This is a genomic window from Streptomyces sp. DF42 (assembly GCF_058267695.1).
Genome location: NZ_CM177859.1, coordinates 6,241,796 through 6,265,631, shown reverse-complemented (window position 1 = coordinate 6,265,631; position 23,836 = coordinate 6,241,796). Strand labels below are relative to the sequence as shown.

Sequence of the window (23,836 nt, the reverse complement as noted above, 5' to 3'; positions counted from 1 at the left end):
GCGACGTGAAGATATGTCAGCCGCTACACGTTGAACCGGAACTCCACCACATCCCCGTCCTGCATCACATAGTCCTTGCCTTCCATCCGCGCCTTGCCCTTGGCGCGGGCCTCGGCGACCGAACCCGTCTCCACCAGGTCGGCGAAGGAGATGACCTCCGCCTTGATGAAGCCCTTCTGGAAGTCGGTGTGGATGACTCCGGCGGCCTCGGGGGCGGTGGCGCCCTTCTTGATCGTCCAGGCGCGGGATTCCTTGGGGCCGGCCGTGAGGTAGGTCTGCAGGCCGAGGGTGTTGAAGCCCACGTGCGCGAGGGTGGCGAGGCCGGGCTCCTCGGCGCCGACGGACTCCAGGAGCTCCAGGGCGTCCTCCTCGTCGAGCTCGGCGAGGTCCGCCTCGAGCTTGGCGTTGAGGAAGATCGCCTCGGCAGGGGCGACCAGGGCGCGCTGCTCGTTCTTGAAGTCGTCGTCGACCAGTTCGTCCTCGTCGACGTTGAAGACGTAGAGGAAGGGCTTGGTCGTCAGGAGGTGCAGGTCGTGGAGGAGTTCCTCGTTGCCGGAGCCCTGGACGATGCCCTGCGAGAAGAGGGTGTCACCGCGCTCCAGGATCTCCTTGGCCTCCTCGACGGCCTTGACCTTGGGCCCGATGTCCTTCTTGATCCGCGACTCCTTCTGCAGGCGCGGCAGGACCTTCTCGATGGTCTGGAGGTCGGCGAGGATCAGCTCGGTGTTGATCGTCTCGATGTCGTCCTTCGGCGAGACCTTGCCGTCGACATGCACGACGTTCTCGTCCTTGAAGGCGCGGATGACCTGGCAGATCGCGTCGGACTCACGGATGTTCGCAAGGAACTTGTTGCCCAGGCCCTCACCCTCGGACGCGCCCTTCACGATGCCGGCGATGTCGACGAAGTCGACCGTCGCCGGAAGGACCCGCTGGGAGGAGAAGATTTCGGCCAGTTTCGTCAGCCGGGCGTCGGGGACGCCGACCACGCCCACATTGGGCTCGATCGTGGCGAACGGGTAGTTGGCCGCGAGCACGTCGTTCTTGGTCAGGGCGTTGAACAGGGTCGATTTGCCGACATTCGGCAGACCGACGATTCCGATCGTGAGCGACACGTTGCGACTTCCCGTACGTGAGAGACATCAGGGGACTGGGGCTGTGGGCCCGGTCCTTCTTCGGTGCGCGGGCGGGCCGATCCACCAGTCTACGGCGTACCGGTCGCCGCTCCGGCGCCCCGTCGAACGCTTGGCCAAGCTCGTCCCATCGGCGTGTCTGATGGGCGATTGGGCACATAAGCCGACCTAAGTTGGTCGGGTGGAGCAACACAGGTCGCGACCCCCGCACAACGGAACGCACCGTGGCACGCACCCGCTGCCGCCACAGGCGAGGCGCGAGGGAAGGGGCGGCGGTGCGGACGGCGGCGGGCGGCCTGCCGCACAGAGTCCCGCGACCGCCCGTCCCGCGGATCGGCCGTCGGGGGCACGCCGGCCGGGTCCGCCGCTGTTCGAGGCGGTGCGGCGGATGCCCAACCCGCGGCTGACCGGGTTGGGAAGCGGTCTGTTCTGCGCGGCGCTGATGTTCGTGCTCGGATGTCTCGACCAGCTGCTGTTCGGGGCGTCGCTGACCTTGTACGGCCTGCTGTTCCTGCCGGTGTGCCTGCTGACCGCGATCTGGACACGCAAGGGCGACCTGTTGACCGCCCCCGTCGTCGTACCGATCGCCTTCGCGGTGGGCCTGCTCCCCGTCGCCGACAGCGGCGGCGGGCTGCCCGGCAGGCTGATGGGTCTGGTGACGGCGCTGGCCACCCAGGCCGGGTGGCTGTACGGGGGGACGCTGGTCGCGGGTGTGATCGCGACCGTACGGAAGGTGGTCCTGCTGCGCCGCCGGACCGACCGGCACCGTCCCCCCGCGCGCTGACGCGGGTCCTGGGCCTGTTGCGAAAGTGGCGTCTGCCGCGCGACGCCCGGCACGCACTCTCGCCGCACCGCCCTAGTGCCCCGAGCCGTCCGCCGCGTGCATCGCCGCTCCCACGATTCCCGCGTTGTTCTGCAGCTGGGCCGGGACGATCTCCGCCTTGATGCCCTCGATGAAGTGCAGGAACTTCTCGGACTTACGGCTGACGCCGCCGCCGATGACGAACAGCTCGGGCGAGAACAGCATCTCGACGTGGGCGAGGTACTTCTGCACGCGGTGGGCCCAGTGCTCCCACGTCAGCTCGTGGTCCTCCTTGGCTTTGCTGGAGGCGCGCTTCTCCGCGTCGTGGCCGTGCAGCTCCAGGTGGCCGAGCTCGGTGTTGGGCACGAGGACGCCGTCGGTGAACACGGCGCTGCCGATGCCGGTGCCGAAGGTCAGCAGGATGACCGTGCCCTTGCGGTCCTTGCCCGCGCCGAAGTGCACCTCGGCGACGCCCGCCGCGTCCGCGTCGTTCACCACCGTCACCGGGAGGCCGGCCAGCCGCTCGCTGAACAACGCGCGCGCGTCCGTGTCGATCCAGCTCTTGTCGACGTTCGCCGCCGTACGGATGGTGGCTCCGCCGGTCACCACACCGGGGAAGGTGAGGCCGACGGGGCCGGTCCAGCCGAAGTGGTCGACGACCTGCTTCACGCCGTCGGCCACACCGTCGGGCGTCGCCGGTTGCGGAGTGAGCACCTTGCAGCGCTCCTGGGCCAGGTCGCCCTTGTCCAGGTCCACAGGGGCGCCCTTGATCCCGGATCCACCGATGTCAATGCCGAAGATCTGCATGGCTCTACGTTACGGCGTACGACTGACAGTCACTCGCGCGAGGTGCCCGTTCGCTCCGCGATCAGGGCCGCGGCCTCGTCGCGCAGATCGCGGCGCAGCTCCTTGGGCAGCGAGAACGTGATGGACTCCTCGGCCGCCTTGACGATCTCCACGTCCTCGAAGCCGCGCTGCCCGAGCCACTCCAGGACCTGCTCGACCAGGATCTCGGGGACGGAGGCGCCGGAGGTGACGCCGACCGTGGACACGCCCTCCAGCCAGGCCTCGTCGATCTCGTCGGCGAAGTCCACGAGGTAGGCCTCGCGGGAACCGGCGAGCTTGGCGACCTCGACCAGGCGCTTGGAGTTCGAGGAGTTGCGGGAGCCGACCACGATCACGAGCTCCGCCTCGGCGCCCATCTGCTTCACCGCGAGCTGGCGGTTCTGCGTGGCGTAGCAGATGTCGTCGCTGGGCGGCGAGATCAGCTGCGGGAACTTCTCCTGCAGCGCGTCGACGGTCTCCATCGTCTCGTCGACGGAGAGGGTGGTCTGGGACAGCCACACGACCTTGGAGGGGTCGCGGACCTCCACCTTGGCGACGTCCTCGGGGCCGTCGACGAGCTGGATGTGCTCGGGGGCCTCGCCGGAGGTGCCGATGACCTCCTCGTGGCCCTCGTGCCCGATCAGGAGGATGTCGTAGTCCTCGCCCGCGAAGCGGACGGCTTCCTTGTGGACCTTGGTGACGAGCGGGCAGGTCGCGTCGATGGTGGCGAGCTTGCCCCGTGCGGCCTCCTCGTGGACGACGGGAGCGACTCCGTGCGCGGAGAACATGACGATGTTCCCCTCGGGGACCTCCTCCGTCTGCTCGACGAAGATGGCGCCCTTCTTCTCCAGGGTCTGCACGACATACTTGTTGTGCACGATCTCGTGCCGGACGTAGATCGGAGCCCCGTACTGCTCCAGGGCTTTCTCGACGGCGATCACGGCGCGGTCCACACCCGCGCAGTAGCCACGGGGAGCGGCGAGCAGGACACGGCGGCCAGGCGAAGCAGTCATGCGAACCATCGTAAGGCCGTGTCAGGCGAGTCGAAGATCGCGCCCCTGGGGAGACCGGTCAGGGAGCGGGAGGGGTGGGGAAGGACACGACGGGCGAGGCTCCGGCGAAGGCATGGTGTCCGGCACCGGCGCGGCGGCGCGCACCACCGGCGAGGCGGACGGCCTGCGGCGCTGCCTGGGCTTCCGGGATCCGGTGGTCTACGCCGCCCCTGCCCGGGACGGCCTCGCCCTCGCACGCCGGACGGGCTGAACTGTCGGTGTCGGCCTATACGCTCGCGGCATGGCTCTCAACACGTCCGCGGAAGCTCCGCTGCCCGTCGGTGAGGTGTCGCGGCTCATCGGGGGATGGATCGACCGGCTCGGTGCCGTCTGGGTCGAGGGGCAGATCACCCAGCTCTCGCGGCGGCCCGGTGCCGGCGTGGTGTTTCTGACGTTGCGTGATCCCTCGCACGACATCTCCATCAGCGTCACCTGCTACCGGCAGGTGTTCGACGCGGTCGCCGATGTCGTCAGCGAGGGCGCGCGGGTCGTCGTGCTCGCCAAGCCCGAGTGGTACGCGCCGCGTGGGCAGTTGTCGCTGCGGGCCGCCGAGATAAGGCCCGTGGGTGTCGGCGAACTCCTCGCCCGGCTGGAGCAGTTGAAGAAGACACTGGCCGCCGAGGGACTGTTCGCACCTGAGCGGAAGACGGCGCTGCCCTTTCTTCCGCAGCTCATCGGGCTCGTCTGCGGCCGCGCCTCCGCCGCCGAGCGGGACGTCCTCGAAAACGCCCGGCACCGCTGGCCCGCCGTCCGCTTCGAGGTGCGCAACGTCGCCGTTCAGGGCGTGCACGCCGTCCCTCAGGTCGTGCAGGCCGTGAAGGAACTCGACGAACTCGCGGACGTGGACGTGATCATCGTCGCGCGCGGCGGTGGCAGCGTGGAGGACCTGCTGCCGTTCTCCGACGAGCAGCTCGTCCGCACCGTCGCCGAGTGCCGTACGCCGGTGGTCTCCGCCATCGGGCACGAGCCCGACACCCCGCTCCTGGACTACGTGGCCGACCTGCGCGCCTCCACCCCCACCGACGCCGCCAAGAAGGTCGTACCGGACGTGGGCGAGGAGTACGAGCGGGTTCGGCTGCTGCGCGATCGGGCACGGCGGTGCGTCGAGGCCGTCGTCGAGCGGGAGGAGCGCGGGCTCGCGCATGCCCTCGCGCGGCCCTCCATGGAGGATCCGCACCGGATGATCGACGAGCGGGCCGATCATGTCGCCTCGCTGCTCGACCGCTCCCGGCGCACGCTCCGGCACCTCCTCGACCGCGCCGACTCCGAGCTGACGCACACGCACGCGCGCGTGGTGGCCCTCTCCCCCGCCGCCACCCTGAAGCGCGGGTACGCCGTGCTGCAGAAGGCCGACGGGCATGTGGTCCGCGACCCGGCCGAGGTCGATGCGGACGAGACGCTGCGGGCGCGGGTCTCCGAGGGTGAGTTCTCCGTACGAGTCGACGCATAGGGTGGCCGGATGACCAGCAAGGTGGCGGAAGAGACGCTCGGCTACGAGCAGGCCCGGGACGAGCTGATCGAGGTCGTACGGCGGCTGGAGGCGGGCGGCACGACGCTTGAGGAGTCCCTCGCGCTCTGGGAGCGGGGCGAGGAGCTGGCCAAGGTGTGCCGGCGCTGGCTGGACGGGGCGCGGGCACGGCTGGACGCGGCGCTGGCCCAGGAGGAAGCGGCCGCGGAAGAGTCCGGCGAGTAGCCGTACCGACGGTGATCTGCTGTGAGGCGGATCACCACGCCCAGAATTTCGTTGAAGCTTTAACTTCCCTCGTTCTTCGCGTACCTTCGTGTCGTCAGCCTATCCGGACCGCGGTCCGGTTGTAGCCCGGATGCCACCCCGAGGAAGTTCACGCATGTCTCTCGTCCTTGACCCCGCCGCCCAGGACCTGCTGTTCCGCGAGGCCCGTACCGCCAACACCTTCACCGACGAGCCGGTGACCGACGAGCAGGTCCAGGCGATCTACGACCTGGTCAAGTACGGCCCGACCGCCTTCAACCAGTCGCCGCTGCGCATCACCCTGGTCCGCTCCGCCGAGGCCCGTGAGCGCCTGGTGAAGCACATGGCCGAGGGCAACCAGCCGAAGACGGCCACCGCCCCGCTGGTCGCGATCCTCTCCGCCGACAACGAGTTCCACGAGGAACTGCCCACGCTCTTCCCGCACTTCCCGGCCGCCAAGGACGTCTTCTTCTCCGAGCGTCCGGCCCGCGAGGGTGCCGCCGGGCTGAACGCCGCGCTCCAGGCCGCGTACTTCATCATCGGTGTCCGCGCCGCCGGCCTCGCCGCCGGCCCGATGACCGGCCTCGACTTCGCGGGCGTCCAGAAGGAGTTTCTGGACGGCGACCACACCCCGCTGATGGTCGTCAACATCGGCAACCCGGGCGAGGACGCCTGGTTCCCGCGCTCCCCGCGCCTGGCCTACGACGAGGTCGTCACCACGGTCTGAGCGGCCACCGCGCGTGACGAAGGCCCCCGGCGACCACGCCGGGGGCCTTCGTCACGCACGTACGCCTACGACGCCTTCAGCGCCTGCACCAGCTCCGTCAGCTGCTGGAACGAGCCCGTGCCCGCGACCACGGTCGTCGAGCCCTTCCCCGTGAGCACGAGGGCGTCGTAGCGGCCGCCGGTGTAACGCGTCCACGTCCTGCCGTCGATCCGCTGGGTGGCCTTGGTCGCCGACGCGCCCTGGCTGGCGTCGTCGATGAACTCGGACGGCCGCTGAGTCGACTGCTCGATCTGCACGTACTGGGCGTCGGGGGTGTGGAAGCCCAGGTGCCATGCGTCGAAGTTGTCACCCTGGAAGCGGACCGAGGTGGCCTTCCAGCCCTTGGACAGGCCCTCGGGGGCGGCCACCGGGTAGGCCGCGGCGCGGCGTGCCGTGAGCAGCTCGACGCGGTAGTCGACCGGCTTGATGTCCGGAGCCGAGTCCTCGTGCGGGATGAAGACGTAGATGAGCGCCGCCGCGATCCCGATCAGGCCCAGGGAGAGGATCATGTCCCGGACCGTCTTCTGCTTGCCGTTCGAACCTGCCACGCCTTCTATCGTCGCAGGTGCCCGGCCCGCTCATCCGTGGGGTCCCCTGCTCATTTTGTCGGACTGACGATAGAGTCGTGGATCGAACCCTCATCCGGCCGTCGTCGTATCAGAAAGGTGCGCCTCGATGACCGAGAATCATCACTTGCCGTCCGAACTCGAAGTTCCCCGCGAAGCCCCTGACCGCAACCTTGCCCTGGAACTCGTCCGGGTGACCGAAGCCGCCGCGATGGCCGCGGGCCGCTGGGTCGGGCGGGGCGACAAGAACGGCGCCGACGGTGCCGCGGTACGCGCCATGCGCTCCCTCGTCTCCACCGTGTCGATGAACGGCGTGGTCGTCATCGGCGAGGGCGAGAAGGACGAGGCCCCGATGCTCTTCAACGGCGAGCGCGTCGGTGACGGGACCGGGCCCGAGTGCGACATCGCCGTCGATCCGATCGACGGCACGACGCTGACGGCCAAGGGCATGCCGAACGCCATCGCCGTGCTGGCCGCCGCCGACCGCGGGTCGATGTTCGACCCGTCCGCCGTCTTCTACATGGACAAGCTGGTCACCGGCCCCGAGGCCGCCGACTTCGTCGACATCGACGCGCCCGTGTCCGTGAACATCCGCCGGGTCGCCAAGGCGAAGCGCTCCACGCCGGAGGACGTCACCGTGGTGATCCTCGACCGGCCGCGGCACGAGGGGATCATCAAGGAGATCCGGGAGGCCGGCGCACGCATCAAGCTGATCTCCGACGGCGATGTCGCCGGTTCGATCTACGCGCTCCGCGAGGGCACCGGCGTCGACATGCTGCTCGGCATCGGCGGTACGCCCGAGGGGATCATCTCCGCCTGTGCGGTGAAGTGCCTGGGCGGGACGATCCAGGGCAAGCTGTGGCCCAAGGACGACGAGGAGCGGGCGCGGGCGATCGACGCCGGGCACGACCTCGGCCGGGTGCTGACCACCGACGACCTGGTGTCCGGGGAGAACGTGTTCTTCGTGGCGACCGGGATCACCGACGGCGAGCTCCTGCGGGGTGTGCGGTACCGCTCGGAGACCGCGACGACCGACTCGATCGTGATGCGGTCGAAGTCGGGGACGGTGCGCAGGATCGACTCCGAGCACCGGCTCAGCAAGCTGCGGGCCTACAGCGCGATTGATTTCGACCGCGCCAAATAGCTCGGTCTCCGGCGTGCGGCGGAGCCACTCGGTGTGCGGAAAAGGGGCGCCCCCTGGTGCGGTAGGGGGCGCCCCTTTCGCGTGCGGGGGGCCGGTCAGCCGGCGGCCGGTATGCGATCCACCCGCGCCGTCTTCTTCAGTTCCATCTCGCGGCGGCGGCGGCGGGCCAGGACGACGCGGCGCTCGGCGGCGGTGAGGCCGCCCCAGACGCCGTAGGGCTCGGGTTGCAGCAGCGCGTGCTCGCGGCACTCGACCATGACCGGGCAGCGGGCACAGACACGCTTGGCGGCCTCCTCACGGGAGAGCCGGGCGGCTGTGGGTTCTTTGGAGGGGGCGAAGAACAGGCCGGCCTCGTCGCGCCGGCACACCGCCTCGGTGTGCCATGGAGCGTCTTGGTCCCTGTCCCGCACTGGCACCCGCTGGGCCAAAACGGCAGCTACCTGCAGGGACGAATGCGGCGGTTGCAGCACGGTCTACTCCTGACGACGGCTTCGCGAGCGAGCGACGATGCAGCAAGGCCTACCCGCTGTGCGCGTGCCTATGCACTGAGTTCCCAACCGCTGGGTTTCGGGTGCTCGGGCACGCCGCCGCAATCCCGGCCGGGGTGAACCGATTCCCCGGAAGCACGGCCGGATTCACAACCGTCAACGATCCAGATGTTTGCGCAAACTCCTGTCGACCTTGTGCTGGACACGGTCGAGGATGTCGGCGAGGAGCTTGCCGCGCTTCGGCCGCGCCTCGACATTGCCGAGGACGGCCCATCCGTCGACGTAGACGACCGGGGCGTCCGGATCCGTCGAGTCGAGGGTGTCCACCTCGAAGTTGCCGAGGACGCCGCCGCCGGTGCCTCGCAGCGACACGTTCTCCGGGACTCGGACCTCGACGTTGCCGAAAACGGAGATCGCCTTGATCACGACCTGCTGGTACTCGAAGAGCGCCTCGCTGAGGTCTATCTCAACGGTGCCGAAGATCGCGTGCGCGTGGATACGGCGGCCCGCGCGCCAGCGGCCCTTGCGGGCGGCGCTGCTGAACACCGCCACCACATGGTCGTCGGGGTCCGCCGGGATCGCGCCCACCGTGGGCCGGTTCGGGGCCGCGGCGAAGGCGGGGGCCGCGCGGTGCCGGTGGGCGACGGGCAGGTCCCGTATGAAGACCTCCAGCTCGCCGACCGTCTTGGCGGCGAGCGCACCCTCCACCCGCTCGGCGTGCTCGTCGGCGGTCAGGCGCCCCTCGGCGAGGGCGTCGCGCAGGAGGTCGGCGATACGGTCGCGGTCGGCGTCCGAGGCACGCAGGTCGGCCACCGCGGGCGCGGGTTCGGTGTGCTTGTGAAGGTCCACGGCAGCAGCGTACCGAAACGCGATAGATCGCGACTACCCCCGTTCGGGCCTGTGGAAAACCCACACGGATCTCGAACTGAGCCTTACCTCACAAGCTCCCTGTCGGCGGCAGGTTCTACGCTGGTGAGCGCCCGCCAACGTCGGCGGGCCGTCGTCTGTCGAGTGAGGAATGGGCTGCGATGCCTGAGTTCGCGTACACCGATCTGCTCCCCATGGGAGAGGACACCACCCCCTACCGGCTGGTGACCGCCGAGGGTGTCTCCACCTTCGAGGCCGACGGGCGGACGTTCCTCAAGGTGGAGCCGGAGGCGCTGCGCAAGCTCGCCGAGGAGGCCATCCACGACATCCAGCACTACCTGCGCCCGGCCCACCTCGCCCAGCTGCGGCGCATCATCGACGACCCCGAGGCGTCGGGCAACGACAAGTTCGTGGCCCTGGACCTGCTGAAGAACGCCAACATCGCGGCCGCCGGCGTGCTCCCCATGTGCCAGGACACCGGCACGGCGATCGTCATGGGCAAGCGCGGACAGAACGTGCTCACCGAGGGCAGCGACGAGTCGGCACTGAGCCGCGGGATCTACGACGCGTACCTGAACCTCAACCTGCGCTACTCGCAGATGGCCCCGCTGACCATGTGGGACGAGAAGAACACCGGCTCCAACCTGCCGGCCCAGATCGAGCTGTACGCCACCGACGGCGGCGCCTACAAGTTCCTGTTCATGGCGAAGGGCGGCGGCTCCGCCAACAAGTCCTTCCTGTACCAGGAGACGAAGGCCGTCCTGAACGAGGCCTCCATGATGAAGTTCCTGGAGGAGAAGATCCGTTCGCTGGGTACGGCCGCCTGCCCGCCGTACCACCTGGCGATCGTCGTCGGCGGTACGTCCGCCGAGTACGCGCTGAAGACCGCCAAGTACGCCTCCGCGCACTACCTGGACGAGATTCCCGCCGAGGGCTCCGAACTCGGTCACGGCTTCCGGGACAAGGAGCTGGAGGAGAAGGTCTTCGAGCTGACGCAGAAGATCGGGATCGGCGCACAGTTCGGTGGCAAGTACTTCTGCCACGACGTGCGGGTGGTACGGCTGCCGCGGCACGGTGCTTCGTGCCCCGTCGCCATCGCCGTGTCCTGCTCCGCCGACCGGCAGGCCGTCGCGAAGATCACCGCCGAGGGGGTCTTCCTGGAGCAGTTGGAGACGGACCCGGCGCGCTTCTTGCCGGAGACGACGGACGAGCACCTCGACGAGGCCGGTGCCGTCGTCAGGATCGACCTCAACCAGCCGATGGACGACATCCTCGCCGAGCTGACCAAGTACCCGGTGAAGACCCGGCTTTCGCTCACCGGCCCGCTGGTCGTGGCCCGCGACATCGCGCACGCCAAGATCAAGGAGCGGCTGGACGCGGGCGAGGAGATGCCGCAGTACCTGAAGGACCACCCGGTGTACTACGCCGGCCCGGCGAAGACCCCCGAGGGGTACGCGTCCGGTTCCTTCGGGCCGACCACGGCCGGGCGCATGGACTCCTACGTCGAGCAGTTCCAGGCCGCCGGCGGCTCCAGGGTGATGCTCGCCAAGGGCAACCGGAGCAAGCAGGTCACGGACGCGTGTGACGCGCACGGCGGCTTCTACCTCGGCTCCATCGGCGGGCCGGCCGCCCGGCTCGCCCAGGACTGCATCAAGAAGGTCGAGGTCGTCGAGTACGAGGAGCTCGGCATGGAGGCCGTCTGGAAGATCGAGGTCGAGGACTTCCCGGCGTTCATCGTGGTCGACGACAAGGGCAACGACTTCTTCCAGGATCCCGCTCCGGCTCCGACGTTCACGTCGATTCCGGTACGGGGGCCCGGGCTCGCGTAGTGCCTTTCGGGGCGGCCGGGGACGGAACTCGCCCCCGCCGCCCCTGCCCGTCCCGCCCCGTCCCGTCCCCAGGGGCTCCGCCCCTTCGCCCCCGCTGGGGCTGCGCCCCGGACCCCGCTTAGGCCCGGACGGCCTCGTCCTCGAACGCCGGACGGGCTGGGTGGTCGGACCCGTGCGGCCTCGACGGCCTGGTGCTCGGACGGCCGGCGGCCTGGAGGGCGCCGCGTCCGCGCGGCGGGTGTGAGATGTGCGTCACAGGGGCCGGTCGGGGTGTGGGCCGGAACATCCCCACCCTCCCGTTCGCTATACGGGCATGACCGAATACCGCATCGAGCACGACTCCATGGGCGAGGTCCGCGTCCCCGCCGACGCCAAGTGGCGGGCCCAGACCCAGCGTGCCGTCGAGAACTTCCCCGTCTCCGGACAGCGCATCGAGCGCGCCCACATCGAGGCCCTCGCCCGCATCAAGGGCGCCGCCGCGAAGGTCAACGCGCGGCTCGGCGTGCTCGACAAGGACATCGCCGAGGCGATCCAGGAGGCCGCCGGGGAGGTCGCCCGGGGAGACTGGGACGAGCAGTTCCCGATCGACGTCTTCCAGACCGGTTCCGGCACCTCGTCGAACATGAACACCAACGAGGTCGTCGCCACCCTCGCCACGGAGCGGCTCGGCAGGGACGTACACCCCAACGACCATGTGAACGCGTCCCAGTCGTCCAACGACGTCTTCCCCTCCTCCATCCACATCGCCGCCACGGCCGCCGTGACGCGGGATCTCATCCCGGCTCTGGAGCATCTCGCCGGCTCGCTGGAGCGCAAGGCGGAGGAGTTCGGCGATGTCGTGAAGTCCGGGCGGACCCATCTGATGGATGCCACGCCCGTGACTCTGGGGCAGGAGTTCGGGGGATACGCGGCGCAGGTCCGGTACGGCGTCGAGCGGCTGTACGCCTCGCTCCCCCGCCTCGCCGAGCTGCCCCTCGGCGGGACGGCGGTCGGGACCGGCATCAACACCCCGCCCGGGTTCTCCGCGGCGGTCATCGCGGAGGTCGCCCGGGTCACGGGGCTGCCGCTCACCGAAGCCCGCGACCACTTCGAGGCGCAGGGCGCGCGGGACGGGATCGTCGAGACGAGCGGGCAGCTCAGGACCGTCGCGGTGGGGCTGACCAAGATTGCCAACGATCTGCGGTGGATGGCCTCCGGACCCCGGACGGGCCTCGCCGAGATCGCTCTCCCCGACCTCCAGCCCGGGTCCTCGATCATGCCCGGCAAGGTCAACCCCGTCATCCCCGAGGCCGTGCTCATGGTCGCCGCCCAGGTCATCGGGAACGACGCGACGGTGGCCACCGCGGGCGCCGCCGGCAACTTCGAGCTCAACGTGATGCTGCCGGTCATCGCAAGGAACGTCCTGGAGTCCGTCCGGCTGCTGGCGAACGTCTCCCGGCTGCTCGCCGACCGCACCGTGGACGGGATCACCGCGAACCGGGAGCGGGCGCGCGAGTACGCCGAGTCCTCGCCCTCCGTGGTCACGCCGCTCAACAAGTACATCGGGTACGAGGAGGCCGCCAAGGTCGCCAAGAAGGCACTCGCCGAGCGCAGGACGATCCGCCAAGTCGTCCTGGACAGCGGGTACGTAGAGCGCGGCGACCTCACACTGGAGCAGCTCGACGAGGCGCTGGATGTCCTGCGGATGACGCATCCGTAACCTTTCGCCGCGCCCCCGTGAACCGCGACGCGCAGCGCAGCGTCGTATGCCTGTGGCACCTAATATCTCTTCATGGCGGACGGTGGAGCGGTGAGAGCGGAAGTGGAAGCGGGCGGATCGACGGGCTTCTGGGCCGCCGGGACCCAGATCCTGTGGCGGTACCGGGAGAACGGCGGCAAACGCTGCCACATCGCCCGCCCCGTCACCGTCGTCCGCGACGACGCCGACGTGCTCGCCGTCTGGCTGGCGCCCGGCACCGAGTGTGTGAAGCCGGTGCTGGCCGACGGCACGCCCGTGCACGTCGAACCGCTGGAGACCCGCTACACCAAGCCTCGCACGGTCCAGATCGACCGCTGGTTCGGCACGGGCGTGCTGAAGCTGGCCCGGCCCCGCGAGCCCTGGTCGGTGTGGCTGTTCTGGGAGCCGGGCTGGCAGTTCAAGAACTGGTACGTGAATCTTGAGTCACCGCTGGTGCGTTGGGACGGCGGGGTCGACTCCGAGGATCACTTCCTGGACATCTCGGTGCACCCGGACCGCAGTTGGCACTGGCGGGACGAGGACGAGTTCGCGCAGGCCCAGCGGGACGGACTGATGGACGCCCGGGTCGCCGAACGGGTGCGGGAGGCGGGGCGGTCCGCGGTGGAGGTGATCCGCGCCTGGGGCCCGCCGTTCTCGGACAGCTGGCAGCACTGGCGCCCGGATCCGTCCTGGGCTGTACCGTCTTTGCCGGAGGACTGGGACCGTACGCCCGCGCACGTGTCCTCATGAGACCCTTGATGCGCCCCCGGTCCACAACCGTAGGATCGTCCTCCACAAGTGTTCAGAGGTCGGTGCGCAGCACCGTCGTTGAGGGGCGGTGTTCGGGTGACGGGTGGGCACGCAGCAGCAACTCCCGGAGCCCGCACTGGGCTTGACCGATCGTCACCGAGGGGCGGCAGGACGTGAGCGAGGGTTACGACGGCGGCGGCGCTGCTAGCCGCAGACGGTTCACCGACGGCACAGAAGCAGCCTCTGACCACGCGGGAATTCCGTTCCGGGGACACGTATTCCGGGTATCGGGATTCCTGCGGGACGAACTGCGCACCCGAGGCGCAGCCCCGGACGGACGGATTCGACACGCGTGACGGAGCACCCCATGTCCTTCGAGCGCCCACAGCCGGGCGCCGCCCCCGCGGACCCCCGCGGGGCGCTCCTGCACACCCCGACGCCGGCGCCCTCCGCCCCCGCAGCCGCCTTACCGGCACAGGGGCGCACCGGGGAGACACCGTCGACGCCGGGTACGGCCACGCCGTGCAGCAAAGGAAAGGATCCGGCCTCGCCCCCCTCCGACATCACCGGCCCCGAGCACTCGCAGCCCGCCGCCGTAGAACCGGGCACCCATCGCCCGCGCCCCGTGCCCGAGTCCATCCCGGACCAGCCCGGCACCCAGCAGGACCGGACGCAGGACGCCGGCGGCCAGGAGCGGCGTACCGGGCAGGGGCTGCTTCCCGGGCGCCCCACCCCCATGCGACGGGACGGCGACCGGCTGCGCTTCGTGGGCGCCGCGACGCGGCGGATCGCCCGCGGCATCGACCTCGACGAGATCGTCATGGGGCTGTGCCGGGCGACCGTGCCGACCTTCTCCGACGCGATCCTCGTCTATCTGCGCGACCCGCTGCCCGTCGGCGACGAACGCCCCACCGGCCCGCTGCTGCTGCGTCTGAGGCGCACCGACCGGATTCCGGCCGAGCGGGACACCGAGGGCGGGTTCTCGCCGGCCCTGCAGCCCGAGCCGCACGAGGTCTCGGGGCTCCACACGGTCGGCGCCGAGCTGTGCGAGGTGCGGCCGGGCAGCGCGCTGGCCGACGTGCTGCGCGGGGTGCGCCCGGTCTTCACGGACGCGCCCGCCGCCCGCGCCGCCCTGCCAGAACTCCTGGGCGAGGGTGGAGAGTTCGCCGTACCCGGCGGGCAGCGCGCGATCCTCGCCCCGCTGCGCGGCCGGCGCCGTGTGATCGGCGCCGCGCTCTTCCTGCGCCGCCCCGAGCGCATCGCCTTCGAGGCCGACGACCTCCTGGTCGCCGCCCAGCTCGCCACGCACAGCGCGCTCGGCATCGACAAGGCGGTCCTGTACGGCCGCGAGGCGTACATCGCCGACGAGCTGCAGCGCACCATGCTCCCCGAGACGCTGCCGCGCCCCACGGGCGTACGCCTCGCGTCCCGTTATCTGCCCGCCGCCGAGACCGCGCGGGTGGGCGGCGACTGGTACGACGCCATCCCGCTGCCGGGCAGCCGCGTGGCCCTCGTCGTCGGCGACGTGATGGGCCACTCCATGACGTCGGCGGCCATCATGGGCCAGCTGCGCACCACCGCCCAGACCCTGGCCGGACTGGACCTGCCTCCGCAGGAGGTGCTGCACCACCTGGACGAACAGGCGCAGCGCCTGGGCACCGACCGTATGGCGACGTGCCTGTACGCGGTCTACGACCCGGTCTCGCACCGCATCACGATCGCCAACGCCGGCCATCCGCCGCCGGTCCTGCTGCACCTGGGCGGCCGCGCCGAGGTACTGCGGGTGCCGCCGGGGGCGCCGATCGGTGTGGGCGGCGTCGACTTCGAGGCCGTCGAGCTCGACGCGCCGGCCGGGGCGACCCTGCTGCTGTACACCGACGGGCTGGTGGAGTCCCGTCTGCGGGACGTGTGGACCGGGATAGAGCAGCTGCGCGAGAAGCTCGCCGCGACCGCGCAGCTGACCGGACCCGACCATCCGCCGCCGCTGGAGGCCCTGTGCGACGAGGTGCTCGACATGCTCGGCCCGGGCGACCGGGACGACGACATCGCGCTGCTCGCCGCCCGCTTCGACGGGATCGCGCCGAGCGACGTGGCGTACTGGTTCCTGGAGCCCGAGGACGCGGCGCCCGGCCGGGCCCGCCGGCTCGCCCGGCACGCGCTGTCCCGGTGGGACATGGAGGACCTCAGTGACTCCGTGGAGCTACTCGTCAGCGAGGTCGTGACCAACGCGGTGCGGTACGCGACCCGGCCGGTCACGCTTCGTCTGCTGCGCACCGACGTGCTGCGGTGCGAGGTCGGCGACGACGTGCCGCAGCTGCCGCGCCTGAGGCAGGCGCGGGCGACGGATGAGGGTGGGCGTGGGCTCTACCTCGTCAACAAGCTGGCCCGGCGCTGGGGGGCGACACGGCTGAGCACCGGGAAGGTGGTCTGGTTCGAGCTGGGCAGGAGCGCTCCGCAGGGCTGAACCACCGTTTCGAAGGCGCGAAGGGCGCCCGGCATCTGCCGGGCGCCCTTTCTTGTCGCTTGCCGCTGATTGTTCGGGTTACTGCCGACTATCCCGTCGCTGATAGTTGTCCCGGTTACTGCTGGCCGTTCGGGTTGAGCGGATCCACCGGGCCCTGTCCGTTCGTCGGCGTCGGCGGCGGCGTCCGTGAGGGCGTCTGGGACGGCGTCTGCGACGGCGTCTGGGACGGGGTCTGCGACGGCGTCTGGGACGGGGTCTGGGACGGTGACGGACTCGTCGGTGCCTGCGACGGCGTCGGGCTGGGCTTCTTCGTGGGCGTCGGCGTGTACGTCGGCTGCACGGCCGCGCCCTGCGTGGTGTTCAGTTCGAACTTGAGGCCCGTGGCGGAGACGCCGAAGGTGTACGCCGCCCAGATCTGCGCCGGGAAGGTACCACCGTTGACGCGGGGCAGTCCGCCCGCCTTGTACATCGACACCTGCGCGAAGGTCTTGTGGTTCTCACCGAACAGGCCGACCGAGGTGACCAGGTCGGGCGTGAAGCCGGTGAACCAGGCCGAGCGGTTCTCGTCGGAGGTACCCGTCTTGCCGGCGACCTTGCGGCCGTCGCGGTTGGCGTTCTCCTGCACCGACCGCTTGGCCGTACCGTCGTCGACCACGCCCGTCAGCACCGAGGTGACCGTGTCGGCGGCCTCGGGGCTGATGACCTGGTCGCCGATCGGGTTCGGCAGGGTGACCGAATGCCTGCTGTTCTCCACGGACTTGATGATGCTCGGGGTGACCTGCTTGCCGTGGTTGTCGAGGGTCGCGTAGACGCCTGCCATCTGCAGCGGGCTCGCCCCCATGGTGCCGAGGGTCTGGGCAGGCACCGCCCTGAGGTTGGCGGTGTCCATGCCGAGCTGGCCGCCGACCTTGAGCACCTTGCGCATGCCGACGTCGACGCCCATCTGCGCGAAGACGGAGTTGACGGACTGGTTCATCGCCGTCTGGACGGTGATGGGGCCGTAGTTCTGGTCGTCCTCGTTCTCGGGAGCGAAACCGACCTTGGCGCCCTTGTCCACGACCTGGCGCTTGCTCGTGCCGTCGTAGATCGTGTTCGCACCGATGGCCTGGCCGGTCTGTGTCTCGGCGGCCCCGTCCAGTGCGGCGGCGAGGATGACCGGCTTGAACGTCGACGCGGGCTGGTAGTCCGTGCGGGTCGCGTTGTTGCGGTAGTGCTTGTAGTAGTCCCGCCCGCCGTACATCGCCACGACCGCGCCCGTCTTCGGGTTCACGGACGCGGCACCGGCCTGGACGTCCGCGTCGACCGAGCGCTTCTTCGGGTCGAGCTTGCTGATCAGCTGCGCCTTGGCGGCCTTCTCCAGCGCCGTCTGCTTCTTCTTGTCGATGTTGAGCGTGATGGTCCAGCCGCCCGCCTTGACCATGGTCAGGGCGTCGTTGAAGTTGTCGGCCGTGCCCTGGGTCACCAGCCGCCTGGCCAACTGGTTGTTGGCCGCGTCCACCAGGTAGCCGGTCTGGCCGCCCATACCGGGCGCGGCCTTGGGGGCCAGCGGCGTCGGGAACTTCATGTTCTCGCGCTCGGTCTTGTCCAGCCAGTCCTCCTCGACCATGTTGTCGAGGACGTAGTTCCAGCGCGCCTTGACCAACCGCCGGCCGGTGTCGGACGCGATCGCCCAGTCGTACTGGTTCGGCGCCTGGAGGAGCGCGGCGAGGTAGGCACCCTGCTCGACCGTGAGCTTCTCGGCGTCGCGGTGGTAGTAGGCCTGCGCCGCTGCCTGGATGCCGTACGCGCCGCGGCCGTAGTAGCTGGTGTTGATGTAGCCGGCGAGGATGTAGTCCTTGGACTTCGTGCGGTCCAGCTTCAGGGAGATGACCAGTTCCTTCAGCTTGCGCGTGACGGTCTGGTTCTGCGTCAGGTAGTAGTTCTTGACGTACTGCTGGGTGATCGTCGAACCGCCCTGCGCGCCCTTGCCGGACAGCGTGTTGAGCAGACCGCGGGCGGTGCCCCTGAGGTCCACGCCGTTGTCCTTGTAGAAGGTCTTGTTCTCGGCGGCGACGAAGGTGTGCTGAACGGGCTTGGGCACCTTGGCCAGGTCCACGATCTCGCGGTTGCGCTGGCCGTCACGGGTCAGCAGCGAGCCGTCGCCGTACTTGTAGACGTTGCTCTGCAGCGTGGCGTCGGAATTGCCGCCCTTGGGGATGCTGATCATCATGTACAGCGCGACGAACGCGCCCATGCCGAGCAGGCACAGCCCGAAGAAGGTTCCGACGATCTTCTTCCAGGTGAACAGCCGGCGTATGAAGCTCCTGCCGTCCTTGCCCGTCTTGCCCGCCTTGCCCTTGGCCCTGCCCTTGCCCTGGGCCGCCCGGCGTGCCGCGGCCCGACCGCCGACGACCGTGACCGGCTCCTCCGCGGACGCGGTGGATATGGATGCCGTGGACGAGCGCGTGGGCGCCGCGCGGCGGCCACCGCGCTGTCGCGCTCGTCTGTCTTCCGCTCGTCCCATGAGTCCGATCCGCTCCGCTTCGTTCATGTGTGCCCACACGTCACACAGGTTCGCCGCTCAAGTCAGCTCAGAAAGCTAACACCGGGACATGTGGCAAAGGTCCGTCGATCCGGCCTTTTGTGGACGTGACAATCAGCACCCGCCCCAACGGAACCGACGGCCGAGGGGGGTTCAAGGTTGCCCCAGGGGGTAAAGTGATATCACTTAGCTAGTTCAGTGCTTTCACGGAAACGCACCGCGGGAGCGCACCACGAGAACGGGGGCCACCCATGTCCGCACACGACTCCACACCCGCCGCCGACGTACCCGAGATGCCCGCACCCCGCGTGCGGGAGACGGCCGCGCACAGCATCGGCGGCGCGCTCGCGCTGCTGCTCGGGCTGCTAGGCCTGCTGGCCGCGGTCGCCCTGTTCGTGGCCGCCTCGGTGAACCCCGGCTTCGCCGTCGGCGGTGTCGTCGTCCTGGTCGCCGCGGTGATCTCGCTGCGCGGGCTCAACACCGTGGCGCCGGGTGAGGCCAGGGTCGTGCAGCTCTTCGGCCGCTACCGCGGGACGATCCGCCAGGACGGGCTGCGCTGGGTGAACCCCTTCACCTCGCGCACGAAGATCTCCACTCGCGTGCGCAACCACGAGACCGCCGTCCTCAAGGTCAACGACGCCTACGGCAACCCGATCGAGCTCGCCGCGGTCGTGGTCTGGAAGGTGCGGGACACCGCGCAGGCCACGTTCGAGGTGGACAACTACCTGGATTTCGTGGCGACGCAGACGGAGGCCGCGGTACGGCACATAGCCATCGAGTACCCCTACGACGCCCACGAGGAGGGCGGGCTCTCGCTGCGCGGCAACGCGGAGGAGATCACGGAGAAGCTGGCCATCGAGCTGCACGCGCGCGTGGAGGCCGCCGGTGTCCAGATCATCGAGTCTCGCTTCACGCACCTCGCGTACGCTCCCGAGATCGCCTCGGCGATGCTCCAGCGGCAGCAGGCGGGGGCGATCGTCGCGGCCCGGCGGCAGATCGTGGACGGCGCGGTGGGCATGGTCGAGGCGGCGCTCGCACGGATCTCCGAGCGGGACATCGTGGAGCTGGACGAGGAGCGGAAGGCGGCGATGGTGTCCAACCTGATGGTGGTGCTGTGCGGGGACCGCGCACCGCAGCCCGTCCTCAACACCGGGACCTTGTACCAGTGACGGAACCTTCCGAGAGCTCCTCGGCCAGGCGCCGGCCGCAGCAGCGCAAGCAGGTGCTGCTGCGGTTGGACCCTTTAGTGTACGACGCGTTGGCTCGGTGGGCCGGTGACGAGTTGCGTTCCGCCAACGCGCAGATCGAGTTCTTGCTGCGGCGGGCCTTGAACGAGGCGGGGCGGCTGCCCGGGGAGGCTGGGCCACTGCCTCGTCGGGGTCGCCCTCCCGGAGGCCCCACCCCCGGACCCCCGTCGGCCTGACGGCCTCGTCCTCGGACGCCGGACGGGCGGGGATGCCGATCCGGCCTCCGAAGCGCGGGACGGGTGCCGGAAACACCGAGGCGGCCTCCAGTGCGCCGGACCCGCGGGATTGCGGGCGTCGTTAGTAGCAGAACCGTGACAATCCGCGCCCACCTGCGCACTCCCACCCCCCGCCACGGTCTAGACACGGTGCGTATACACAGGGCGTATACATCCGCGTAGAGTCCTTGGCATGTCCATCGGTCACACTCTCCTAGGGCTCCTGGAGTCCGGGCCCCGCCATGGCTACGACCTCAAGCGGGCCTTCGACGACACGTTCGGTCACGACCGGCCGCTGCACTACGGCCAGGTCTACTCGACCATGTCCCGCCTGCTGAGGAACGGGCTCGTCGAGGTCGACGGCATCGAGGCCGGAGGCGGCCCCGAGCGCAAGCGGTACGCGATCACCGACGCCGGGATCACCGACGTGGAGCGCTGGCTCGCGACACCGGAGACGCCCGAGCCGTATCTGCAGTCCACGCTGTACACCAAGGTCGTCCTCGCGCTGCTCACCCACCGCAACGCGGCCGACATCCTCGACACGCAGCGCTCCGAGCACCTGCGCATGATGAGGATCCTGACCGACCGGAAGCGGAAGGGGGACCTGGCCGACCAGCTCATCTGCGACCACGCCCTGTTCCACCTCGAAGCCGACCTGCGCTGGCTGGAACTGACCGCCGCGCGCCTCGACAAACTCGCGGAAGCGGTGACCCGATGACTCCCGCAGGTTCTCTGCTCGTCGCGGACGAGCTGCGCAAGGCCTACGGGCCGACCGTCGCCCTCGACGGTGCCGAGTTCTCCATCCACCCCGGTGAGGTCGTCGCCGTCATGGGTCCCTCCGGGTCCGGCAAGTCGACCCTGCTGCACTGTCTCGCCGGGATCGTGACGCCCGACTCGGGATCGATCACGTACAGCGGACGCGAGATGGCGACCATGAGCGACGCCGAGCGCAGCGCGCTGCGACGCTCGGAGTTCGGGTTCGTGTTCCAGTTCGGGCAGCTCGTGCCGGAGCTGACGTGCGTGGAGAACGTCGCCCTGCCGCTCAGGCTGAACGGCACCCCCCGCAAGGAGGCCGAGCGGACCGCGCTGACGTGGATGGAGCGGCTCGAGGTCGACGGCCTGAGGAAGAAGCGGCCCGGTGAGGTCTCCGGCGGTCAGGGGCAGCGCGTCGCCGTCGCCCGGGCCCTGGTCACCAGTCCCCGGATGCTGTTCGCCGACGAGCCGACCGGCGCGCTCGACTCGCTCAACGGCGAGCGCGTGATGGATCTGCTCACCGACGCCGCCCGGTCCACCAACGCCGCCGTCGTCCTCGTCACGCACGAGGCACGGGTCGCCGCCTACTCGGACCGCGAGATCGTCGTACGGGACGGGAAGTCCCGGGACATGGAGCGGGCTGTATGAACGTACGGCAGTGGGCCGACGATCTGGCCATGGGGCTGCGGTTCGCCTTCGCCGGCGGGCGTGAGGGCTGGACCCGGGCGCTGCTGACGGCCGTCGGTGTCGGGCTCGGCGTGGCGCTGCTGCTGCTGACGACGGCGATACCCAGCGCACTGTCCGAGCGCAACCACCGCTCCAACTCCCGCGACGACTTCACGTACAGCGGGAAGGTGCTGCCCAGGGCGGACGACACGCTGATCGTCGCCAGCACCGACACGACGTTCCACGGCGCGGACGTACGCGGCCGGCTCCTGGAGCGGGAGGGGTCGCGGGCGCCGATGCCGCCGGGCGTCGCAAAGTTCCCGGCCAAGGGCGAGATGGTCGTCTCGCCGGCGCTGAAGAAGCTGCTCGCGTCGGACTCCGGCAAGCTGCTGCGGGGGCGCATCCCCTACCGCGCCGTCGGCACCATCGACGACTCCGGGCTGATCGGGCCCGCCGAACTCACCTACTACGCGGGCGCCTCGGGCCTGGAGAACCATCTGGCCGGCGGCCGCATCGAGCGCATCAACTACTTCGGGCCCTCCTCCGGGAACCGCGATGACGCGCTGGACCCGATCCTGATCCTGCTCGTCACGATCATCTTCGTGGTGCTGCTCCTGCCCGTCGGTGTCTTCATCGCCGCGGCCGTCCGCTTCGGCGGCGAGCGCCGCGACCGTCGGCTCGCGGCGCTGCGGCTGGTCGGCGCGGACGGCAGGATGGCCCGCCGGATCGCGGGCGGCGAGGCGCTCGCCGGGGCGCTGCTCGGGCTCGTCCTCGGCACCGTCTTCTTCCTCACCGGACGTCAGCTGGCGGCCCTGCTGGAGGTACGGGACATCAGCGTGTTCCCGAGCGACCTGAACCCCTCGCCCGCGCTCGTCGCCCTCGTCGCCGTCGCCGTACCGGCCGCGGCCGTCCTGGTGACGCTGTTCGCGCTGCGCGGGGTCGTCATCGAGCCGCTGGGCGTGGTGCGTACGGCGAAGCCGCCGCGGCGCCGGCTGTGGTGGCGGCTGCTGCTGCCGCTGGGCGGCCTCGCGCTGCTCTACCCGATGATGGGGCAGGGCAACTCCAACGGCGACTTCAACCAGTGGATGGTGATCGGCGGCACCGTGCTGCTGCTGATCGGCGTCACCGCCCTGCTGCCGTGGATCGTCGAGGCCGTGGTCGCCCGGCTGAACTCGGGCTCGGTCTCCTGGCAACTGGCCGTCCGCAGACTGCAGTTGAGCAGCGGCTCGGCCGCCCGCATGGTCAACGGCATCGCGGTCGCCGTGGCCGGCGCGATCGCGCTGCAGATGCTGTTCGCGGGGGTCGAGCAGGACTACACCAAGTGGACGAAGAACGACCTCGACCGGGCGCAGGTGGAGATCTCCGTGCGCGGTGACGTCCCGCTGTCCGAGGTGGACCGCAAGCTCACCGGGACGGAGGGCGTGAGCCGGGTGACGGCGATCTCGCTGGGCTCGGTCGGGACCGCGCCGAAGGACCCGGACGACGAACTGGAGATGGCCGCCGGCAGCTGTGCGCAGCTGCGCGAGCTGGCCCGGCTGGCGTCCTGCCGGGACGGCGACGTCTTCCGCATCGTCGGCGACGAGTACGGCAGCAACACGAAGAAGTGGGTCACCGCGGGCCGCACCCTGTACTTCGACCCGGCGTACAGCGGGGCGTCCCACCACACGGCAGCCTGGAAGGTGCCCTCCGGCGTGAAGACGGCGGCACAGCGCAAGGACCCGACCGGCTATGAGCGCGGTGGCGTGCTCATCACCTCGGGCGCGCTGCCCGCGGCGGCGAACGCCGGCCTGACCCAGAAGGTGTACCTCTCCCTGGACCGGTCGATGGCGGACGCCGACGAGTACGCGCGCAACACCGCGGCTCGGCTGGATCCGCTGGCGGACGTGTTCAACCTGACGTCCGCCAAGCAGTCGCTGCAGTTCCAGTCGATCCGCACCGGGCTGTTCGTCGGTGCCACCTGCGTCCTGCTGCTGATCGGCGCGAGCCTGCTGGTCTCCCAGCTGGAGCAGCTGCGCGAGCGCAAGAAGCTGCTGTCGTCGCTGGTCGCCTTCGGAACCCGGCGCCGCACGCTGAGCCTGTCGGTGCTGTGGCAGACGGCGATCCCCATCGCGCTGGGTCTGCTGCTGGCGTCGGTGGTCGGACTGACGCTGGGCACGGTGCTGCTGAGGATGACCGGCGACACGGTGAGCGTGGACTGGGCGAGCGTGCTCTCGATGACGGGCATCGGCGCCGGGGTCGTCCTCGGCGTGACCCTGCTCAGCCTGCCGCCGCTGCTGCGGCTGATGCGGCCGGACGGTCTGCGCACCGAGTGAGAGCGCACGCG

The 23,836-nt window shown here is 70.0% G+C and carries 22 protein-coding genes; 15 read left to right on the top strand and 7 right to left on the bottom strand.

Annotation, left to right across the window (positions count from 1 at the left end; translation table 11 throughout):
* Positions 1-23: 23 nt before the first annotated feature.
* Positions 24-1,112: a redox-regulated ATPase YchF gene (ychF, locus tag ACYUED_RS28865; RefSeq protein WP_266520996.1), complete on the bottom strand. Its 1,089-nt coding sequence runs from the start codon at positions 1,110-1,112 to the stop codon at positions 24-26.
* A gap of 199 nt (positions 1,113-1,311) precedes the next feature.
* On the opposite strand from ychF, the gene ACYUED_RS28860 reads away from it, so the two are divergent.
* Positions 1,312-1,914: a DUF6542 domain-containing protein gene (locus ACYUED_RS28860; protein ID WP_491286535.1), complete on the top strand. Its 603-nt coding sequence runs from the start codon at positions 1,312-1,314 to the stop codon at positions 1,912-1,914.
* A gap of 72 nt (positions 1,915-1,986) precedes the next feature.
* On the opposite strand, the gene ppgK is transcribed toward ACYUED_RS28860, so the two are convergent.
* The gene (gene ppgK, locus ACYUED_RS28855) at positions 1,987-2,739 is read right to left on the bottom strand and encodes a polyphosphate--glucose phosphotransferase (RefSeq protein WP_491286531.1); all 753 of its coding nucleotides are present in this window, start codon (positions 2,737-2,739) and stop codon (positions 1,987-1,989) included.
* Between the two features lie 29 nt (positions 2,740-2,768).
* Positions 2,769-3,779 carry a 4-hydroxy-3-methylbut-2-enyl diphosphate reductase gene (locus tag ACYUED_RS28850; RefSeq protein WP_491286529.1) on the bottom strand — a complete coding sequence of 337 codons (1,011 nt, stop codon included), beginning with the start codon at positions 3,777-3,779 and terminating at the stop codon, positions 2,769-2,771.
* Between the two features lie 103 nt (positions 3,780-3,882).
* On the opposite strand from ACYUED_RS28850, the gene ACYUED_RS28845 reads away from it, so the two are divergent.
* From ACYUED_RS28845 to ACYUED_RS28830, 4 genes are all read left to right on the top strand, one after another.
* Positions 3,883-4,020, top strand: a complete 138-nt coding sequence (locus tag ACYUED_RS28845) for a hypothetical protein (protein ID WP_491286525.1) — start codon at positions 3,883-3,885, stop codon at positions 4,018-4,020.
* 30 nt (positions 4,021-4,050) lie between these two features.
* Positions 4,051-5,259, top strand: coding sequence for an exodeoxyribonuclease VII large subunit (gene xseA / locus ACYUED_RS28840; RefSeq protein ID WP_491286523.1), 1,209 nt, complete (start codon positions 4,051-4,053; stop codon positions 5,257-5,259).
* A gap of 9 nt (positions 5,260-5,268) precedes the next feature.
* Positions 5,269-5,502, top strand: coding sequence for an exodeoxyribonuclease VII small subunit (locus ACYUED_RS28835; protein ID WP_491286521.1), 234 nt, complete (start codon positions 5,269-5,271; stop codon positions 5,500-5,502).
* A 154-nt stretch (positions 5,503-5,656) separates the two neighbouring features.
* Complete coding sequence (locus ACYUED_RS28830; protein WP_266520979.1) at positions 5,657-6,247, top strand: malonic semialdehyde reductase; 591 nt, start codon at positions 5,657-5,659, stop codon at positions 6,245-6,247.
* 65 nt (positions 6,248-6,312) lie between these two features.
* Here ACYUED_RS28830 and ACYUED_RS28825 read toward each other — a convergent pair whose 3' ends face one another.
* Positions 6,313-6,834 carry a DUF4245 domain-containing protein gene (locus tag ACYUED_RS28825; protein ID WP_491286519.1) on the bottom strand — a complete coding sequence of 174 codons (522 nt, stop codon included), beginning with the start codon at positions 6,832-6,834 and terminating at the stop codon, positions 6,313-6,315.
* Positions 6,835-6,961: 127 nt separating this feature from the next.
* On the opposite strand from ACYUED_RS28825, the gene glpX reads away from it, so the two are divergent.
* Positions 6,962-7,996 (top strand): class II fructose-bisphosphatase, encoded by a 1,035-nt coding sequence (glpX, locus tag ACYUED_RS28820; RefSeq protein WP_266520975.1) that lies wholly within the window; start codon positions 6,962-6,964, stop codon positions 7,994-7,996.
* Between the two features lie 95 nt (positions 7,997-8,091).
* On the opposite strand, the gene ACYUED_RS28815 is transcribed toward glpX, so the two are convergent.
* Both ACYUED_RS28815 and ACYUED_RS28810 read right to left on the bottom strand, forming a co-directional pair.
* Positions 8,092-8,466 carry a WhiB family transcriptional regulator gene (locus ACYUED_RS28815; RefSeq protein ID WP_491286516.1) on the bottom strand — a complete coding sequence of 125 codons (375 nt, stop codon included), beginning with the start codon at positions 8,464-8,466 and terminating at the stop codon, positions 8,092-8,094.
* A gap of 174 nt (positions 8,467-8,640) precedes the next feature.
* Complete coding sequence (locus ACYUED_RS28810; RefSeq protein ID WP_491286514.1) at positions 8,641-9,333, bottom strand: DUF1707 SHOCT-like domain-containing protein; 693 nt, start codon at positions 9,331-9,333, stop codon at positions 8,641-8,643.
* Positions 9,334-9,512: 179 nt separating this feature from the next.
* Here ACYUED_RS28810 and ACYUED_RS28805 point away from each other — a divergent pair, with 179 nt between their 5' ends.
* The 4 genes from ACYUED_RS28805 (at position 9,513) to ACYUED_RS28790 (ending at position 16,111) form a co-directional block, all read left to right on the top strand.
* Positions 9,513-11,180, top strand: a complete 1,668-nt coding sequence (locus ACYUED_RS28805; RefSeq protein WP_491286512.1) for a fumarate hydratase — start codon at positions 9,513-9,515, stop codon at positions 11,178-11,180.
* A gap of 313 nt (positions 11,181-11,493) precedes the next feature.
* Positions 11,494-12,879: a class II fumarate hydratase gene (locus ACYUED_RS28800; RefSeq protein WP_491286510.1), complete on the top strand. Its 1,386-nt coding sequence runs from the start codon at positions 11,494-11,496 to the stop codon at positions 12,877-12,879.
* A 72-nt stretch (positions 12,880-12,951) separates the two neighbouring features.
* Positions 12,952-13,647 carry a cytidylyl-2-hydroxypropylphosphonate hydrolase gene (gene fomD / locus ACYUED_RS28795; protein WP_491286508.1) on the top strand — a complete coding sequence of 232 codons (696 nt, stop codon included), beginning with the start codon at positions 12,952-12,954 and terminating at the stop codon, positions 13,645-13,647.
* A 367-nt stretch (positions 13,648-14,014) separates the two neighbouring features.
* Positions 14,015-16,111, top strand: coding sequence for a SpoIIE family protein phosphatase (locus ACYUED_RS28790; RefSeq protein WP_491286506.1), 2,097 nt, complete (start codon positions 14,015-14,017; stop codon positions 16,109-16,111).
* A gap of 115 nt (positions 16,112-16,226) precedes the next feature.
* Here the strand turns inward: ACYUED_RS28790 and ACYUED_RS28785 are convergent, their stop codons facing one another.
* Positions 16,227-18,614: a transglycosylase domain-containing protein gene (locus ACYUED_RS28785; RefSeq protein WP_491286503.1), complete on the bottom strand. Its 2,388-nt coding sequence runs from the start codon at positions 18,612-18,614 to the stop codon at positions 16,227-16,229.
* 269 nt (positions 18,615-18,883) lie between these two features.
* Here ACYUED_RS28785 and ACYUED_RS28780 point away from each other — a divergent pair, with 269 nt between their 5' ends.
* The 5 genes from ACYUED_RS28780 to ACYUED_RS28760 all read left to right on the top strand — a co-directional run bounded on the left by ACYUED_RS28780 (position 18,884) and on the right by ACYUED_RS28760 (position 23,825).
* Positions 18,884-19,801: an SPFH domain-containing protein gene (locus tag ACYUED_RS28780; RefSeq protein WP_491286502.1), complete on the top strand. Its 918-nt coding sequence runs from the start codon at positions 18,884-18,886 to the stop codon at positions 19,799-19,801.
* Entirely contained in the window at positions 19,798-20,055 is a 258-nt protein-coding gene (locus ACYUED_RS28775) for a type II toxin-antitoxin system antitoxin (RefSeq protein ID WP_491286500.1), read from the top strand. Before ACYUED_RS28780 ends, ACYUED_RS28775 begins: the two co-directional genes overlap by 4 nt.
* Before the next feature lie 232 nt (positions 20,056-20,287).
* Positions 20,288-20,812, top strand: coding sequence for a PadR family transcriptional regulator (locus ACYUED_RS28770; protein ID WP_491286498.1), 525 nt, complete (start codon positions 20,288-20,290; stop codon positions 20,810-20,812).
* Positions 20,809-21,495 carry an ABC transporter ATP-binding protein gene (locus tag ACYUED_RS28765; protein WP_491286496.1) on the top strand — a complete coding sequence of 229 codons (687 nt, stop codon included), beginning with the start codon at positions 20,809-20,811 and terminating at the stop codon, positions 21,493-21,495. The genes ACYUED_RS28770 and ACYUED_RS28765 overlap by 4 nt, the downstream gene beginning before the upstream one ends.
* On the top strand, positions 21,492-23,825 hold the full coding sequence (locus ACYUED_RS28760) for an FtsX-like permease family protein (protein WP_491286494.1): 2,334 nt from the start codon (positions 21,492-21,494) through the stop codon (positions 23,823-23,825). The genes ACYUED_RS28765 and ACYUED_RS28760 overlap by 4 nt, the downstream gene beginning before the upstream one ends.
* Positions 23,826-23,836 lie beyond the last annotated feature (11 nt).